This is a genomic window from Streptomyces sp. NBC_00557 (assembly GCF_036345995.1).
Taxonomy (GTDB): domain Bacteria; phylum Actinomycetota; class Actinomycetes; order Streptomycetales; family Streptomycetaceae; genus Streptomyces.
This window is the reverse complement of the sequence record NZ_CP107796.1, coordinates 5358472-5374424: the sequence shown is the minus strand read 5'-3', so window position 1 is coordinate 5374424 and position 15953 is coordinate 5358472. Positions and strand designations below refer to the sequence as shown.

The 15953-nt window shown below is 72.2% G+C and carries 13 protein-coding genes and 1 pseudogene; 10 read left to right on the top strand and 4 right to left on the bottom strand.

What is annotated here, in order from left to right; genetic code table 11:
* The first annotated feature begins 104 nt into the window (after positions 1–104).
* The 7 genes and pseudogenes from OG956_RS23480 to OG956_RS23450 all read left to right on the top strand — a co-directional run bounded on the left by OG956_RS23480 (position 105) and on the right by OG956_RS23450 (position 5919).
* On the top strand, positions 105–1145 hold the full coding sequence (locus OG956_RS23480) for an ABC transporter substrate-binding protein (protein ID WP_330339961.1): 1041 nt from the start codon (positions 105–107) through the stop codon (positions 1143–1145).
* Positions 1142–1987: an ABC transporter permease gene (locus tag OG956_RS23475; RefSeq protein ID WP_330339960.1), complete on the top strand. Its 846-nt coding sequence runs from the start codon at positions 1142–1144 to the stop codon at positions 1985–1987. Before OG956_RS23480 ends, OG956_RS23475 begins: the two co-directional genes overlap by 4 nt.
* Positions 1963–2697 carry an ABC transporter ATP-binding protein gene (locus tag OG956_RS23470; RefSeq protein ID WP_330339959.1) on the top strand — a complete coding sequence of 245 codons (735 nt, stop codon included), beginning with the start codon at positions 1963–1965 and terminating at the stop codon, positions 2695–2697. The genes OG956_RS23475 and OG956_RS23470 overlap by 25 nt, the downstream gene beginning before the upstream one ends.
* A 161-nt stretch (positions 2698–2858) precedes the next feature.
* The gene (locus OG956_RS23465) at positions 2859–3755 is read left to right on the top strand and encodes a TauD/TfdA dioxygenase family protein (RefSeq protein WP_330339958.1); all 897 of its coding nucleotides are present in this window, start codon (positions 2859–2861) and stop codon (positions 3753–3755) included.
* 122 nt (positions 3756–3877) lie between these two features.
* Positions 3878–5263: an amino acid permease gene (locus OG956_RS23460; protein WP_330339957.1), complete on the top strand. Its 1386-nt coding sequence runs from the start codon at positions 3878–3880 to the stop codon at positions 5261–5263.
* A gap of 35 nt (positions 5264–5298) precedes the next feature.
* Positions 5299–5400: pseudogene (locus OG956_RS23455) on the top strand (Fe-Mn family superoxide dismutase); the annotation flags it as partial.
* A 66-nt stretch (positions 5401–5466) separates the two neighbouring features.
* Positions 5467–5919, top strand: coding sequence for a DUF3887 domain-containing protein (locus OG956_RS23450; RefSeq protein WP_330339956.1), 453 nt, complete (start codon positions 5467–5469; stop codon positions 5917–5919).
* Positions 5920–5930: 11 nt separating this feature from the next.
* Here OG956_RS23450 and OG956_RS23445 read toward each other — a convergent pair whose 3' ends face one another.
* The gene (locus tag OG956_RS23445; RefSeq protein ID WP_330339955.1) at positions 5931–6581 is read right to left on the bottom strand and encodes a mycothiol-dependent nitroreductase Rv2466c family protein; all 651 of its coding nucleotides are present in this window, start codon (positions 6579–6581) and stop codon (positions 5931–5933) included.
* Positions 6582–6722: 141 nt separating this feature from the next.
* Between OG956_RS23445 and pepN the strand changes: the two genes are divergently transcribed.
* From pepN to OG956_RS23430, 3 genes are all read left to right on the top strand, one after another.
* Positions 6723–9302 (top strand): aminopeptidase N, encoded by a 2580-nt coding sequence (gene pepN / locus OG956_RS23440; protein ID WP_330339954.1) that lies wholly within the window; start codon positions 6723–6725, stop codon positions 9300–9302.
* 207 nt (positions 9303–9509) lie between these two features.
* Entirely contained in the window at positions 9510–10547 is a 1038-nt protein-coding gene (locus OG956_RS23435) for a hypothetical protein (RefSeq protein WP_330339953.1), read from the top strand.
* A 66-nt stretch (positions 10548–10613) separates the two neighbouring features.
* Positions 10614–11423: an SGNH/GDSL hydrolase family protein gene (locus OG956_RS23430; RefSeq protein ID WP_330339952.1), complete on the top strand. Its 810-nt coding sequence runs from the start codon at positions 10614–10616 to the stop codon at positions 11421–11423.
* Between the two features lie 10 nt (positions 11424–11433).
* Here the strand turns inward: OG956_RS23430 and OG956_RS23425 are convergent, their stop codons facing one another.
* The 3 genes from OG956_RS23425 to OG956_RS23415 form a co-directional block, all read right to left on the bottom strand.
* Positions 11434–12807, bottom strand: coding sequence for a glycosyltransferase (locus OG956_RS23425; protein WP_443065595.1), 1374 nt, complete (start codon positions 12805–12807; stop codon positions 11434–11436).
* A 127-nt stretch (positions 12808–12934) separates the two neighbouring features.
* On the bottom strand, positions 12935–14062 hold the full coding sequence (locus tag OG956_RS23420) for a serine hydrolase domain-containing protein (protein ID WP_330339951.1): 1128 nt from the start codon (positions 14060–14062) through the stop codon (positions 12935–12937).
* A gap of 94 nt (positions 14063–14156) precedes the next feature.
* A complete protein-coding gene (locus OG956_RS23415; RefSeq protein ID WP_330339950.1) occupies positions 14157–15911 on the bottom strand; it encodes a TIGR03767 family metallophosphoesterase in 1755 nt (584 codons plus the stop codon).
* Positions 15912–15953: the final 42 nt, after the last annotated feature.

Below are 15953 nucleotides of genomic sequence, written 5' to 3'. Positions count from 1 at the left end.
GCGCGTGAAGCGCGCGTTTCCGGCTCTCTTCCTGTTTTTGTCTCCGGTTTCTCGATCCGGAATTCTTCCTGCCTTTCCCCTCCTTTGTCTCGGGGAGTTCTCCCATGCACCGTCGTGTGTTTCTTGCCTCTTTGCTGGGCGCGTCCGCCGCCGTGGGCCTCGGCGGCTGCGCCAAGGGCGACGCCTCGGCCGACGCCAAGGGCGCCGCCACCAGGCCGCTCGCCGGCAAGGTCCCGGCCGGCACCAGCCTGAGGATCGCCTCCTACCAGAACGTCCAGCAACTGCAGTTCCGGCTGGCGAAGCTGCCGGCGCTGCCGTTCAAGGTGTCGAGCTGGGTGAACATCGGGGCCGGTCCCGATGTCATCAACGCCTTCCGCGCGGGGTCCCTGGATGTGGCCAACAACGCCGGCATCCCGCCGATCCAGGCGCACTACCAGGGCTTCGACGCCAAGATCGTGGCGATCGACCTCACCCGCAGGCCGAACTACCTCTTCGCCACCAAGCCCGGCAGCGACATCCGCACGGTCGGCGACTTCAAGGGCAGGCGGCTCGCCTTCTCGCAGGGCCAGGCCCAGGGGGTCGTACTGCTGCGGGCGCTGAAGCAGGCGGGCCTGACGTACGACGAGGTGACGCTGGTGCCGCTGACCAGCAACCAGTTCCTCACCGCGCTGCAGTCCGGGCAGGTCGACGTGGCTCCGCTCGCCAACAGCCAGGCGCCCGCCTACCTGAAGCAGTACGAGGCGAAGGGCGCCCGCACCATTCCCACCGACGTCGTCGACCTGCTCAACCTGCTGTGGGCCCCGCAGTCGGTGCTGAACGACCCCGCGAAGGCCGCCGCGATCGCCGCCTACATCCCGTCGTGGGCGCGGGGCCAGGTGTGGCAGTACGAGCATGCGGACGTCTGGAACGAGGAGTTCTACGTCAGGACGCAGAACCTGACGCCGCAGCAGGCGCGGGGCATCTCGAAGCTCGCCAACAAGCCTCTTTTCCCGCCCAGCTGGGACGAGGCGATCAGGTGGGAGCAGGAGACGGCCGACCTGCTCGCCGCGGGCGGGTTCGTGAAGAAGTTCGACGTCTCCTCGCTCTTCGACCACCGCTTCGAGCCGATCGCCGCCAGGGCCGTACCGGAGGAGTACCGGAAATGACCGCCGTGACCACGACGACCGCCGCACCGGCGCGGGCCGCCGCCGAGCCCGGCCGGGTCCGCAGGCGCCGCCGCCTCTCCCCCGGCCGCCGGCTGCCCGCCGCCCGGCTGACCGGCCCGCTCCTCCTGCTCGTCCTGTGGGCCGCCGCCTCGGCCGCCGGAGCGCTCGACACGGGTGCCGTACCCGCGCCCTGGACGGTACTCGGGACCGCGGGCCGGCTGTGGGCCGGCGGCACCCTGCCCACCGACATCCTGACCTCCCTGGAGCGGGCCGGATACGGCTTCGCGATCGGACTGGCCGCGGGCGTGCTGCTCGCGCTGGCCTCCGGGCTCAGCCGCACCGGGGAGGCGCTGATCGACGGGACCGTGCAGCTCAACCGGGCGATCCCGACCCTCGGACTCATCCCTCTGTTCATCCTCTGGCTGGGCATCGGGGAGACCTTCAAGATCGCCATCATCGCGATCGTCGTCTACGTCCCGGTCTATCTGAACACGCATGCCGCGCTGTCCGGCATCGACGGCCGGTACGTCGAACTCGCCGAGGTGCAGGGCCTGTCCCGGCTCGCCTTCGTCCGCCAGGTGGTGATCCCCGGCGCGCTGCCCGGATTCTTCGTGGGGCTCCGGCTCGGGGTGACCGGCTCCTGGCTGGGCCTGGTGGTACTGGAGCAGATCAACGCCACCAACGGCCTCGGCTACCTGATGTTCCAGGCGCAGAACTACGGCCAGACCGACGTCATCCTGGTCGGCCTGCTGATCTACGGCGTCTTCGGCCTGGTCTCCGACAGCGTGGTCCGTCTGATCGAACGGAGGGTGCTGTCGTGGCGCCGCACACTGGGCAACTGACCCCGCCGGCCGTACGCATCCAGGGCCTGTCCCGGTCGTTCGACGGCCGTACGGTCCTCGACGGCATCGACCTCGACCTGCCCGCGGGCCAGTTCACGGCCCTGCTCGGACACAGCGGCTCGGGCAAGAGCACCCTGCTGCGGGCCATCGCCGGGCTCGACCACGGCGTCGCGGGCGGCGGGGGGATCAGCGCGCCGGAGCGGGTGTCGGTCGTCTTCCAGGACTCCCGGCTGCTGCCCTGGCGGCGGGTGCTGGACAACGTCCTGCTGGGCGCGGACGGCAGGGATGCCGGGGAGCGGGGCCGGGCCGCCCTCGCGGAGGTCGGCCTGGAGGGCCGCGAGCGGGCCTGGCCCGGTGAGCTGTCCGGCGGCGAGGCCCAGCGGGCCGCGCTGGCCCGCTCCCTGGTCCGCGAGCCCGAACTCCTGCTGGCGGACGAGCCGTTCGGCGCGCTGGACGCGCTGACCCGGATCAGGATGCACCACCTGCTGCGCGCCCTGTGGCAGCGCCACCGGCCGTCCGTGCTGCTGGTCACCCACGACGTGGACGAGGCCATCGTGCTCGCCGACCGCGTCCTCGTCCTGGACCGGGGCCGGATCGCCCTCGACCTGGCCATCGACCACCCCCATCCGCGCTCCTACCGCGAGCCGGTGCTGGGCGAGTACCGCGAGCGGCTGCTGGCGGCACTGGGCGTCACGGAGGACCACCGGTGACACAGAGCCCCCAGCTGTGGGGCAACCCCGCCCAGCGGCCGGCCGGCGCACTGGAGCCGTTCACCTTGCTACGGCCGCGCCCGGCCTCCGGGAGCGCCACGGCCCGCCCCGTCCCGACCCCCAGTACCTGAGCCCCGCCTTCACCTGGAGAGGACCCGTACATGTCCATCGAGATCACCAAGGTCACCGCACGCATCGGCGCCCGCGTCTCCGGCGTCGACATCACCCGGCCGCTCGCCCCGGAGCAGGTCGCGGCGATCCGTGAGGCCCTGAACGTCCACAAGGCGCTGGTGTTCGACGCCGCCGGGCTGGACGACGCCGGGCAGCAGGCCTTCGCCCGGCACTTCGGCGACCTGACCACCGCCCACCCGACGGTCGGCGCGGTCGACGGCGCACCCAACGTGCTGCCCGTCGACAGCGAGCGGGGCCGCGCCAACCACTGGCACACCGACGTCACCTTCGTCCTGAACCCGCCGCAGGCCAGCACCCTGCGCTCGATCACCGTCCCGCCGTACGGCGGCGAGACCCTGATCGCGAACGCGGCCGCCGCCTACCGCGACCTGCCCGAGCCGCTGCGCCGCCTCGCCGACACCCTGTGGGCCGAGCACACCAACGACTACGACTACGCCGTCCCGGACGAGGAGATCGACGAGGAGAAGGCCGCCCAGCGGGCCCAGTTCACGTCGATCACCTACCGCACGGTCCACCCGGTGGTCCGGGTGCATCCGCTGACCGGCGAACGCGGATTGTTCATCGGCGGGTTCGCACAGCGGATCACCGGCCTGTCGGCAGGCGAGTCCCGGAAGGTGCTCGACCTGCTCCAGGCGTACGTCACCCGGCCGGAGAACATCCTGCGTCACCGCTGGGCGGAGAACGAGCTCGTCCTCTTCGACAACCGGATCACGCAGCACTACGCCATCGACAACTACGACGGACGGCCGCGCCGGCTGCACCGGGTGACCGTCGCCGGTGACGTCCCGGTCGGCATCGAGGGCAAGGAGAGCTACGCGATCGAGGGCGACGCCTCGCACTACACGCCGGTACCCACGGCGGCGTAATCGGTCGTTCACCCTGCGTACGCCGGGTGTCCGGATACTGGGCGGCTCCTTCGCGTGAGCGGACGGGCCGCCCAGACTGGCGGCGTTTTGCCCGCCCTTGCCCTGCCCGGAGAGCCCCGCCCATGCCCACCAGCACGACCACCGAGACGCCGCCGCAGCAGCAGGACGGCGTCTCCCTCTCCCACGGCCTCAAGCAGCGCCATCTGTCGATGATCGCGCTCGGCGGGGTCATCGGCGCGGGTCTGTTCGTCGGCTCGGGGGCGGGTATCGCCGCCGCCGGGCCGTCCATCGTGATCGCCTACACGCTCTCCGGCCTGCTGGTGATGCTGGTGATGCGGATGCTGGGCGAGATGTCCGCCGCCTACCCGTCCTCCGGCTCCTTCTCCGCGCACGCCGAGCGGGCGATCGGCCCCTGGGCGGGCTTCGCCGCCGGCTGGTCCTTCTGGGTGCTGCTGTGCACGGCCGTCGGCCTGGAGGGCATCGGCGCCGCGCACATCGTCCAGGGCTGGCTGCCGGGCACCCCGCAGTGGATGTGGGTGGCCCTGTTCATGGTGGTGTTCTGCGGGACGAACCTGGCCGCCGTGAAGAACTTCGGCGAGTTCGAGTTCTGGTTCGCCGCGCTGAAGGTGGGCGCGATCAGCCTGTTCCTGGTCCTCGGGGTGCTGGCCATCGCCGGGGTGCTGCCCGGCACCCACTCCCCCGGCGCCGCCAACCTGACCGACTTCATGCCGCACGGCAACCAGGGCCTGCTGGTCGGCCTGCTCGCCTCCGTCTTCGCCTACGGCGGCCTGGAGACGGTCACCATCGCGGCGGCCGAGTCCGAGAACCCGGTGCGCGGCGTGGCCTCCGCCGTCCGCACCGCCATGTGGCGCATCGCCCTGTTCTACATCGGCTCGATGGCCGTCGTGGTCACCCTCGTCCCCTGGAACTCGGCGGAGGTCGTGGCGAAGGGCCCGTACGTCGCCACGCTCGACCACCTCGGCATCCCCGGCGCGGGCCGGCTGATGAACGTGGTCGTCCTGGTCGCCCTGCTGTCCGCGATGAACGCCAACATCTACGGCTCCTCGCGCATCGCCTACTCGCTGGTCGAGCGCGGCCAGGGCCCGAAGGCGCTGGCCAGGCTGTCCGGCGGGGTGCCCCGGATCGCGGTGCTCACGTCCTGCTTCTTCGGTTTCGTCTGCGTGCTGCTGAGCTACTGGCGCCCGAACGACGTCTTCCCCTGGCTGCTGAACATGATCGGCGCGGTCATCCTGGTCGTCTGGATCTTCATCGCGGTCTCCCAGCTGCTGCTGCGCCGCCGCATCGAGCGCGAGGCCCCCGAGAAGCTGGTCGTACGCATGTGGGCGTTCCCCTGGCTGACCTGGGTCGCGCTGGCCGGCATGGCCACGATCTTCGTCCTGATGGCCCGTGAGCCGGACACCCGGGTGCAGCTGCTGTCCACCGGCGGCATGACGGTGGTCCTGGCGGTCGTCGGCTACCTCTGGCAGCGGGCCCGCGCCCAGCGCTGAGTCCCCACCACGGCACCGGCGCCCACCTGCGACGCGGTGACCTGGCGGACGCCGTCGCCGAGTCCTTCGGCTCCTTCGCCGGTTTCAAGGCGCAGCTGGTCGAGGCCGCCGCCACCACGCAGGGCTCCGGCTGGGGTGCGTGTCCTCCCGGCCAGGGAGGTTCCGGCATGCGGGGCCGGGACGGGTGGGGCACGATGGGCTGTATGTCCGACAAAGACACCGCAGCCCGCGGCAGGCGGCGGCTGGTCCTGGTGGCGGCCGCCTCGGTCGCGCTGGCCCTGGCCGCGCTGCTGCCGGCCGCCGGTTCCGCACTGGCCGCTCCCAAGAACGACGCCGTCGCCCTGAAGACGCTCGACGCCATCGTGAAGGGCCACTACCGGGCCGCCACCGCCCACTTCGACGCCGACGTGCGGGGGCACCTGTCGCCGGACGCGCTGGGGCAGCTGTGGGAGGCCTACCAGGACCAGTTCGGGCACTACGAGTCGCACGAGAAGCCCAAGGACACGAAGACCGGCCGGTACACGGTGGTCAGCGTGCCCTTGCGCATGCAGCACAGCGCTGGTGAGTTCCGCGTGAGCTTCGACGGGAGCGGCAGGATCACCGGCCTGTTCTTCCTCAAGCCGGGCGTACCGCTCCCGACGTCGTCGCCCAGGTGACGGTGTGCGGACTAAAGGTTGCTGAAGTCCGGCCCCTTGGTCCTGGTGCGCTTCAGTTCGTAGAAGCCCGGGACCGAGGCGACGGCGACGGCGCCGTCCCACAGGCGGGCCGCCTCCTCGCCCTTGGGGGCGGGGGTGACGACCGGGCCGAAGAAGGCGATCTGCTCGCCGTCGGGGCCGGGCAGCGCGATCACCGGGGTGCCGACGTCCTGGCCGACCTTCTCGATGCCCTCCTTGTGGGAGGCGCGCAGCTCGGCGTCGAACTCGAAGTCCTCCTGCTCGGCGTAGTCGATCAGCTCGGCGGGCAGGCCGACGTCCGCGAGGGCGCCGGCGACGGCCTCCAGGGTCGGGCCCTCGCCGTTGTTGTGGATGCGGGTGCCGAGGGCGGTGTAGAGCGGGCCGAGGACGTCCGCACCGTGCTTCTGCCAGGCCGCGGTGACCACGCGCACCGGCTGCCAGGCCTTGGTCGCGAGCATCTCCCGGTACTCCTCGGGCAGCTCGTCCAGCTTGTCCTCGTTGAGGACGGCGAGGCTCATGATGTGCCAGCGCACCTCGATGTCCCGGACCTTCTCCACCTCCAGCACCCAGCGGGACGTCATCCAGGCCCACGGGCACAGCGGGTCGAACCAGAAGTCGACGGGGGTCTTGCCGGACTCGGACATGGCTCTCCTCAGCGAAAAGGCGCTTTTCCCAGCCTCAACGACGCCCTCGCGACCGGCATTCCCTGATGACCCCCGTCAGGTGCACATGGCAGGATCGGTCCTGTTCCGTCTCATCCACGCGATCACGAGGGAGTGCCGTCCGTGCCCGGTGAGAATCTGTCCCGCGACGAGGCCCGGGAACGGGCCGCCCTGCTGTCCGTAGACGGGTACGACGTGTCCCTGGACCTCAGGTCCGCCGTCGGCGACCGGGACGGCGAGCCGCGCACGTTCCGCTCGGTGACCACGATCCGCTTCCGCTGCAACGAGCCGGGCGCCTCCACCTTCGCCGATCTCATCGCGCCGAGCGTCACCGCGGTGTCGCTGAACGGCCGGGACCTGGACCCGGGCGAGGTCTTCGACGGCGCGCGGATCGCGCTGGAGGACCTGGCCGCGGAGAACGAGCTGGTGGTGGACGCGCAGTGCGCCTACTCCCGCACCGGCGAGGGCCTGCACCGCTTCGTCGACCCGGAGGACGGCGAGGTCTACCTCTACACCCAGTACGAGCCGGCCGACGCCCGCCGCGTCTTCGCCAACTTCGAGCAGCCGGACCTGAAGGCGCCGTACCGATTCGAGGTGCGGGCGCCCGAGGGCTGGACGGTGTGGAGCAACGGCGCGGGCGAACTCGCCGACGGCGTCTGGCGGTTCGCGGAGACCAAGCCGATCTCGACGTACATCACGTGCGTGGTGGCGGGGCCGTACCACTACGTCACCGACTCCTACACCCGCTCCTTCGAGGACGGCACCAAGCTGGAGATCCCTCTCGGCGCGATGTGCCGCAAGGGGCTGGCCCCGCACTTCGACGCCGAGGACGTCTTCCTGGTCACCAAGCAGGGCCTGGACTTCTTCCACGAGCACTTCGACTACCCGTACCCGTTCGGCAAGTACGACCAGGCGTTCGTGCCCGAGTACAACCTGGGCGCGATGGAGAACCCGGGCCTGGTGACCTTCCGCGAGGAGTACATCTTCCGCGGCAAGGTGACCCAGGCGTCGTACGAGGCCCGCGCCAACGTGATCCTGCACGAGATGGCGCACATGTGGTTCGGCGACCTGGTCACCATGGAGTGGTGGGACGACCTGTGGCTGAAGGAGTCCTTCGCGGACTTCATGGGCACCTTCGCGAACGTGGGCGCGACCCGCTTCAAGGACGCCTGGATCACCTTCGCCAACCGCCGCAAGGCCTGGGCGTACCGCGCGGACCAGCTGCCCTCCACGCACCCGATCACGGCGGACATCCGTGACCTGGAGGACGCCAAGCTGAACTTCGACGGCATCACCTACGCCAAGGGCGCCTCGGTGCTCAAGCAGCTGGTGGCGTACGTCGGGCAGGACGCGTTCCTGGAGGGCGCCCGCCGCTACTTCAAGCGGCACGCCTACGGCAACACCCGGCTCGGCGACCTGCTGTCGGCGCTGGGCGAGACCAGCGGCCGGGACATGTCGGCGTGGGCGCGGTCCTGGCTGCAGACGGCCGGGGTCAACTCGCTGACCCCGCAGGTGCTGCTGGACGCCGAGGGCCGCGTGGCGGAGCTGGCGGTGGTGCAGGAGGCGCCCGAGTCGCATCCCGAGCTGCGCCCGCACCGGATCGCGGTGGGCCTGTACCGGCGCACGGGCGAGGGCGCGCTCGAGCGGTACGCGCGCGTGGAGACGGACGTGCACGAGCCGCGCACGGTCGTCCGGGACGCCGCGGGCGCCGAGGCCCCGGAGCTCGTCCTGGTCAACGACGACGACCTGACGTACTGCAAGACCCGCTTCGACGACACCTCGCTGGCCACGCTGAAGGAGCACCTGGGCGCGCTGACCGACCCGCTGGCCCGGGCGCTGTGCTGGTCGGCGCTGTGGAACATGACCCGGGACGCGCTGCTGCCGGCGCGGGACTTCATCGGCCTGGTGCTGCGGTTCGCGGGCCGCGAGTCCGACATCGGCGTGCTGCAGATGCTGCACGCGTGGGCGAACTCGGCGCTGGTGCACTACGCGGCGCCCGAGTGGCGGGCGGCCGGCGGCGACCTGCTGGCCGAGGGAGCGCTGCGGGAGCTGCGGGCGGCCGCGCCGGGCAGCGAGCAGCAGCTGGCCTGGGCGCGGTTCTACGCGACCGTGGCCTCCGCCGAGCCGGACCTGAAGCTGCTGCAGGACCTGCTGGACGGCACCACGGAGATCGAGGGCCTGAAGGTGGACCAGGAGCTGCGCTGGGCGTTCCTGGAGCCGCTGGCCGCGCACGGGGCGGCGGACGAGTCGGCGCTGGCGGCCGAACTGGCCCGCGACGACACGGCGTCCGGCAAGCGCCACCAGGTCCGGTGTCTGGCGGCCCGCCCGTCGGCGGCGGTCAAGGCGCAGGCCTGGGCACAGGTGGTGGAGTCCGACACGCTGTCGAACGCGCTGGTGGAGGCGACGATCGCGGGCTTCGGCCAGCCCTCGCAGCGGGAGCTGATCGCGCCGTACGCACCGCTGTACTTCGCGGCGATCGAGCGGGTCTGGCGGGAGCGGTCGATCCAGATCGGCATGGACGTCGTGCGGGGTCTGTTCCCGGCGTTGCAGGACCGTGCCGAGACGCTGGAGGCGACGGACGCGTGGCTGCGGGAGCACGCGGACGCGGCGCCGGCGCTGCGCCGGCTGGTGCTGGAGGCGCGGGACGACCTGGCGCGGGCGCTGCGGGCACAGGCGTGCGACGCGTCGGCCGCCGGCCACTGACCCTTGGCCTGAGCCTGCCCGGCCGGCGACCGTTACGAAATTCGGTCAAACAGAACCGTAACCCCTGGTCCGCACCCGATCGGACCAGGGGTTACCCGTCCCCGGTCGGCATCCGAACACCTGACCTTTAGTCCCGCATCGTCCGCATTTCTCGACGGGCGTGTAACAGCGGTTACCGGTGTGACCCGGCGCGGGAATCTCGACGCCATGACGCACAACACCCCGCTCTCCCCCCGCCCTCTCCGGCATCTGTCCCCCGTCCACCGCCGTGTCCTGACGACGGCTCAGCTGCGCTCGCACGGTGTGACGACGGCCGAGCTGAACGAGCAGTGCCGCCCCGGCGGACCCTGGCAGATGCTGCTGCCGAACGTGGTCCTGCTGCGCCCGGGGCCGCCCACGAGCGAGGAGCGTCTGCACGGGGCCCTGCTGTACGCGGCCCGCGCGTCCGCGCCCGGCGTCCCGGCCCAGCCCACGGCGCAGGAACCGCACCGCCCGGTGTACGCGGAGGCGGTGATCACCGGTCTCGCGGCCCTCACCCTGCACGGCTTCTCCGCCACCCCGCCGCTGCTCTCCCTGGACCGCGTCGACGTGCTGGTGCCGCGGCTGCGCCGGCTGCGCTCCACCGGCTACGTCCGCGTGCTGCGCACCGCCGCCCTGCCCACCCCGGTCGCGGTGACGGGCCTGCCGGTGGCGCCGGTGCCGCGGGCGCTGGCGGACGCCGTGGCGGAGCCGTCGGACGCGGAGGCGGTACGGCGGCTGCTGACCGAGGCGGTGCGCGGCGGCCACTGCGAACCGGCCGCCGTGGTGCGGGAGTTGACGCAGGCGAAGCTGCTGAGCCGGCCGCACGTGGTGGACGCGGTGGACGCGCTGGTGGCGGAGGGCCGCTCGATCGCCGAGAACCGCCTGTACCGGATGGTCCGCGAGTACGGCCTGCCCGACCCGGTGTGGAACGTCGACCTGCGGCTGCCCGGCGGCCCGCACCTCGGCGGCCTGGACGCGTACTGGCCGGACCAGGCGGTGGCGGTGGAGCTGGACACGCGGGCGCCCCGGCAGGACGACGACGAGCTGTGGTCGGAGTACGCGCGCAAGCGCGAGTACCTGGAACGGCTCGGGATCACGGTCGTCCACATCACCCCCAAGAAGCTCAGGGAGGGGATGGAGCAGCAGGCGGCGGTGGTGCGCACGGCCCTGATGGCCGCCGCCGACCGGGATCCGGCGGCCTATGTCGTGGTGCTGCCCCGGTAGGGACCGCGTCACCCGAACGGAGGAGCTTCGCGGGCGGTGCCGTGCGGGCCACGAAAGATGAGAGGTATGCGACACAACCGGACAGCCGCGGGTACGTCCGCCCTGGTGCTCGCCGCGGCCTGCCTCGCCGCCGCCCCCGTGACGGCGCAGGCGGCGCCCAGGCCAGCGGCCGTGAGCTATGCGGCCCTCGGCGACTCCTACTCCTCCGGTGTCGGCGCGGGCGACTACCTCCCCGGCCGGCCGGAGTGCAAGCGCAGCAGCCACGCGTATCCCGTGCTGTGGGCCGAGGCCCACAGGATGACGTCCTTCGCGTTCGCCGCCTGCGACCACGCCCGGGCCGGCGACGTCCTGGCCCAGCAGCTCGGCTCGCTCGGCCCGCACACGCGCTTGGTCACCCTCACCGTCGGCGGCGGCGACGTGGGCTTCGCCTCCGTCATGACGACGTGCGCGGTGGGCGGCGCCGGGCTGTGCCGGTCCGCCGTCGCCGGCGCCCGCTCCGCCCTGGACGGACCCCTCCCGGCCGCCCTGGACCGGCTCTACTCGGCCATCAGGAACCGGGCTCCCGCCGCCCGGGTCGTGGTGCTCGGCTATCCGCATCTGTACCGGATCAACGGCACCTGCCGGTCCGGCCTCCAGGACAGCGAGCGGGCCGACCTGAACCGCGCGGTGGACCAGCTCGACGCGGTGATCGCCCGGCGTGCCGCGGCCCACGGCTTCGCCTTCGCCGACGTCCGCGCCGCCTTCGCCGGCCACGAGATCTGCTCCGGCACCCCCTGGCTGCACAGCGTCGACCTGCTGTCCCTGACCTCGTCGTACCACCCCACGGCCCGCGGCCAGGCCCGCGGCTATCTCGCGGCGCTCGACCGGGTCTCCTGACCGCGCCCCGCTACCGCTCGTCCGTCCCCTCCTCGCCCACCAGGCCGGGACGCCCCTCGAGGCCGGGCGTGTCGAGGGGCGAGGGGCCCTGGAGGAGCCCGGCCTCGCCGGCGAAGGCGTACTGGGCGGCCTCGCCCTCCGGGAGGGCCGGCGATACGGCGGCCGGGGCGTGCGGCGCGACGACCTCGCGCCCGGCGACGTGCGCGGCATACACCTCGTCCAGCAGCCCGGCGTACGCGGCGATCATGCGGGTGCGGCTGAACCGCTCGCGGGCGGCCAGAAGCGCCGGGGCCAGTCGTGTGCGGCCGGCGGCCGCCGCGGTCCAGGCCAGGGCGATGGCGCCCGGGTCCGGCGGGGTGACGAAGCCGTGGCCGGTGACGATGTCCGCGCTGTCGCCGACGTCCGTGGTGACCGGGACCGCGCCGCACATCATGCCCTCGATCAGGCACAGCGGCGCCGCCTCCCCGAACACGGAGGTCAGGGCGACGACGTCGGCGGCGGCGTACACGGCCGGCATGTCGTGCCGTACGCCGAGCAGGTGCACCCGCCCGGTGAGGGACGGCGCGTCGGCGAAGGCCTCGGCGAGGTCGGCACGCAGCCCCGGGTTGCCGGGGGTCATCCCGGCGCCGCACATCAGCAGGTGCCCGCCGCCCTCGCGGGCCAGCCAGGCGCGGGCCGCCCTCAGCAGCAGCGGGACGTTCTTCATCGCGGCGTACCGGGCCGCGAAGACGATCACCGGCGCCCGGTCCGCGATGCCGAGGGCGGCGCGCACGGCGAGGCGGGCGGCGGGGTCGGGGCGGAAGCGGAGCAGGTCGACGCCGTTGGGGATGACGTGCAGGAAGCGGCCCGGGACGCCGGCGGCCTCGTAGGCGGCCCGGGTGGACTCGGCGCAGCACACGCACGCGGCCACCGTGCCGTCGGCGAGGGCGGCCTTGAGCTGGTCGAGGGCGGGGCCCTGGTTCTCCGGGTCGGAGCGGTGCAGGCAGACCACGACCGGGCGGCGGGGCAGGCCGGCCTGGTTGAGCAGGGCCAGCGGCTGCTCCTTCAGGGAGAGGATCACATCCGCCCCGGCCATCGACCGAGCGGTTTCGGCCAGCTCGGGCCCGCTGAAAACGTTCGCCGCGAGCGCGCCGTCGGCCAGGCCCGCGCTGCGGCCGAGCGAGGTGACGCCGATGCCGCCGGCGGTCAGCGCCCGGTAGCAGTGGTCGTCCTCCATGCGCTGCCGGGTGGCCTCGCGCCGGACCTCGTCGTGGATGCTGAGTACCTGGTGGGACTGGCCGCCCTCGGCCAGTCCCCGTACGACGTCGCTGTGCACGATCCGGGCTCCTCCGGAGAAGAAGCCCTCGTAGACCGACAGCACCCGCAGTCCGTGCCTCGCGCGCACGCGACCACCCGCCTTGCAAGAATGATCAAAAAGATCGAGCCAACCCCGTCCTCAGCGGGTTAGCCGATATGAGGCGGTACGGACATTGCGTCCGCGTTAACACGGAATGACGCGAATGAAACGGTGGCTAACAGAATTCCGCGTCGATCACCGACTCGGGATCCCCGGCCCAGTCGCCGTTGAAATTGAATGCGATCGCGTGCTCACCGTCCGCCGTCGTGACCGCCGAGGACTGCGAGCCGTGGATTCCGCCGTTGTGGCCCCACACATGAACACCGCAGCTCAGGCGCGTGTCCATGATCCCGAGGCCGTAGCGCGCGCCGGGGATTCCGGTGGCCTCGACGGTGGTCCTCATTTCCGTCAGCTGCCGGGGCGGCAGGAGTTTTCCGCGGAGCAGTGCGCTGTAGAAACGATCGAGGTCGGCGGAGTCCGAGATCATTTCACCGGCGGCGGAGGCGAGCGACGGGTTCAGCTCCGTGACGTCGCGGGCCGGGCCTTTCGGATCGGTGAATTTCGAGTAGGCGCGGCTGCTCGGCCGGGGCACGGTGCTGCGGGTGCCGGGAACGGAGGTGCCCCGCAGCCGCAGCGGCGCGATGATCCGGCGCTCGATCTCGGTGGCGTACGGGTGCCCCGTCACCTTCTCGATCACCATGCCGGCCAGGACGTAGTTGGTGTTGGAGTACTTCCAGGAGGCGCCCGGAGCGAAGTCCGGCCGGTGCCGCATGGCGGTCCGCACCAGCTCGCCGGGGGTGTGGGTGTCGTAGCGGTGCCGCAGGAAGCCGTCCTCGGTGAAGACCGACCGGTAGAAGCCGGGGTCGCTGGTGTAGTCGAAGACGCCGCTGGTGTGGTTGAGCAGCTGCCGGACGGTGATGTGCCGGCCGTCGTGGCCGTGTCCGCGCACGACGCCCGGCAGCCACTCGTCCACCGTGTCGTCCAGCGAGAGCCGGCCCTCCGCCTCCAGCTGGAGCAGCACGGTGGCGACGAAGGTCTTGGTGATGCTGCCGACGCGGTACCGGTCGGCGGCCGAGCGCGGCCGGCCCGTGCCGATGTCGCCCACGCCGGCGGTCGCGGACCAGGTGCCGTGGCCGTCCTCGGCGGTGGCGGTCACCCCGGGCACGCCGGCCGCGACCGCCGCCTGCAGGGCGGTGCCGGTGGCCGCGTGCCCGTGGTCTCCGGCCGTGGCGGCGGCCGGCGCCGCGAGGGCCGCCGTGAGGAGTACGGCCGTGGCGGCCACCAGGGTCGTGCGTACGCGCATGTCTTCCCCCAACCTGTGCTGTCCGGTGCGGTCGGGGGAGGAAACCGGCGCCGCATGCCCGAGGTTGCCCGGCGCTGGGCCGGTCGGGTGACTCTCAGCCCTTCTTGAGCACCAGCTCGGTGTTCCGGTCGGCCGCGCTGCCCGCCAGGGTCTTGTTGGCGCCGGGGGCGTTGAAGGCCAGCTCGCGGTAGAGGGCGGCGAGGCCGGTCTGGGAGAGGTCGGCGAAGTCGGTGCGGTGCGGGGCGGCCGACTCGATCAGGGTGGTGAACACCGAGAGCGTGCCGTCCTTGTTGTCCACCAGCTCGATGATGCGGGCGAGGTGGGGGTAGTCGACGTGCGAGGCGGTGGAGATCTCCCAGAAGGAGCGGCCGCCGGAGGCCTGGTGCGGGGTGACGACGTTCTTGTGGATGTGGCCGTTCACCCAGGCCAGCACGTTGGCGTGGGCGTTCAGCACCGAGACCACCTCGGCGCCGCCGTGCCGCTTCTCGCCCGGACGGGCCGGGTCGGGGCGGGTGTTGTCCATCGTCTTGCTGGTGTGGTGGCTGAAGACGACGGCGTAGGAGTCCTTGTTGTCCTTCAGCGTCTTGTCCAGCCACTTCAGCTGGGCGGTGCCGATGGAGCCCTCGTAGTGGCCGCCGGCGTCGGTGGTGTCGAGGCTGATGCCGATGACGTCGTCGGAGATGCGGAAGGCGTAGTACTGGGTGCCCGCGTCGAGGTTGGCCGAGGAGTACCCGTGCCCGACCGGGCCGAGTCCCTGGTGGGCGGGGTCCAGGTGGGCCTTGAGGTAGTCGGCCTGGGTGTAGGGGGCGCGCTTCTCGTCCGGCGTGACCGAGCGCATGGAACGGGCGTGCGCCTTGAGGAAGTCGCGGTAGCCGGCGCCCCTGGGGTCGGTGGCCTTCTTGATGGCGTCCTGGAGCTTCTTGGCGTCGGCGGCGGAGACGTCGAACAGCTTCTTGCCGCCGATGGCCGCCTCGGCGAGATAGGGGTCGCCGTGAGAGCCGTAGCAGCCGAGCGGCAGGGCGTCGTGGTTGCCGACGGTCGAGTACCAGGGCAGCTTCAGGCCGGGGCTCTGCACCTCCCGGATCGCGGCGGCCAGGTAGCCGTTCAGGTGCGGGAAGCCGAGCGCCTTGTCGTTGTCGCGGGTGGTGGACTCCGGCTGCCAGTACAGCTTCATGCCGCTGTTCTGCACGCCCTCGTAGTGCTTGGGGTCACCGGAGTTGGGGGTGATGCGGCCGCCGCTCATCACCTTCATGAACCACTCCAGCTCGGAGTGGGCGTTGTTGTCGGTGTTGTCGCCGGTCGTCATCACGAAGTGGAGCGGGGCGCCGGTGACGGGGGCGCCGCGCAGCGCGTTGACCCGCTCCACCAGCGAGACGGCGCCCTGCACGGTGAGCGCCTCCTGGGGGCGCCAGGCGTGCACATCGGTGGAGCGCAGGTACTCCAGCCGCAGCGGGTGCTGCACGTCCTGCAGATGCAGGTCGGTGAACTGCACGAACGCCGCGAGCGTCCTGCGGCGGCCCGCCCGCCCGGACTTGGGGGCGGCCAGCTCGCTGCGCACGACCCGGCTCCAGCCCGCACCGTCGCCGAGCCGCCGGTAGCCGGAGCTGTTCCGCGGTGCGGCGACGGAGGCGAGGGTCGTGCCCTTGGTGTACGGGGCGAGGGCGGCCGGGCCGGCCTGCCGGGAGTGGGCGACCGGCGCCGCCGCGGTGGCGGCCTCGCTGTCGGTGGGGCGGAGGGCGTAGCCGACGCCCGCGGAGAGCGAGACCGCTCCGGCGGCGGCGAGGACGGTACGGCGGTTGACCCCCAGGCTGGAAGCAGTGGAGGCGGCGACAGAGCGTATGCGCGACATTGGCGCGATCTCCCCGAGTGCGAACGCGTCGGCAGTGGTCGC

Coding starts and splice junctions, on each gene's coding strand:
- OG956_RS23480 (WP_330339961.1), top strand. CDS start 105: ATGCACCGTCGTGTGTTTCTTGCCTCTTTGCTGGGCGCGTCCGCCGCC.
- OG956_RS23475 (WP_330339960.1), top strand. CDS start 1,142: ATGACCGCCGTGACCACGACGACCGCCGCACCGGCGCGGGCCGCCGCC.
- OG956_RS23465 (WP_330339958.1), top strand. CDS start 2,859: ATGTCCATCGAGATCACCAAGGTCACCGCACGCATCGGCGCCCGCGTC.
- OG956_RS23460 (WP_330339957.1), top strand. CDS start 3,878: ATGCCCACCAGCACGACCACCGAGACGCCGCCGCAGCAGCAGGACGGC.
- OG956_RS23450 (WP_330339956.1), top strand. CDS start 5,467: ATGTCCGACAAAGACACCGCAGCCCGCGGCAGGCGGCGGCTGGTCCTG.
- OG956_RS23445 (WP_330339955.1), bottom strand. CDS start 6,581: ATGTCCGAGTCCGGCAAGACCCCCGTCGACTTCTGGTTCGACCCGCTG.
- OG956_RS23435 (WP_330339953.1), top strand. CDS start 9,510: ATGACGCACAACACCCCGCTCTCCCCCCGCCCTCTCCGGCATCTGTCC.
- OG956_RS23430 (WP_330339952.1), top strand. CDS start 10,614: ATGCGACACAACCGGACAGCCGCGGGTACGTCCGCCCTGGTGCTCGCC.
- OG956_RS23420 (WP_330339951.1), bottom strand. CDS start 14,062: ATGCGCGTACGCACGACCCTGGTGGCCGCCACGGCCGTACTCCTCACG.
- OG956_RS23415 (WP_330339950.1), bottom strand. CDS start 15,911: ATGTCGCGCATACGCTCTGTCGCCGCCTCCACTGCTTCCAGCCTGGGG.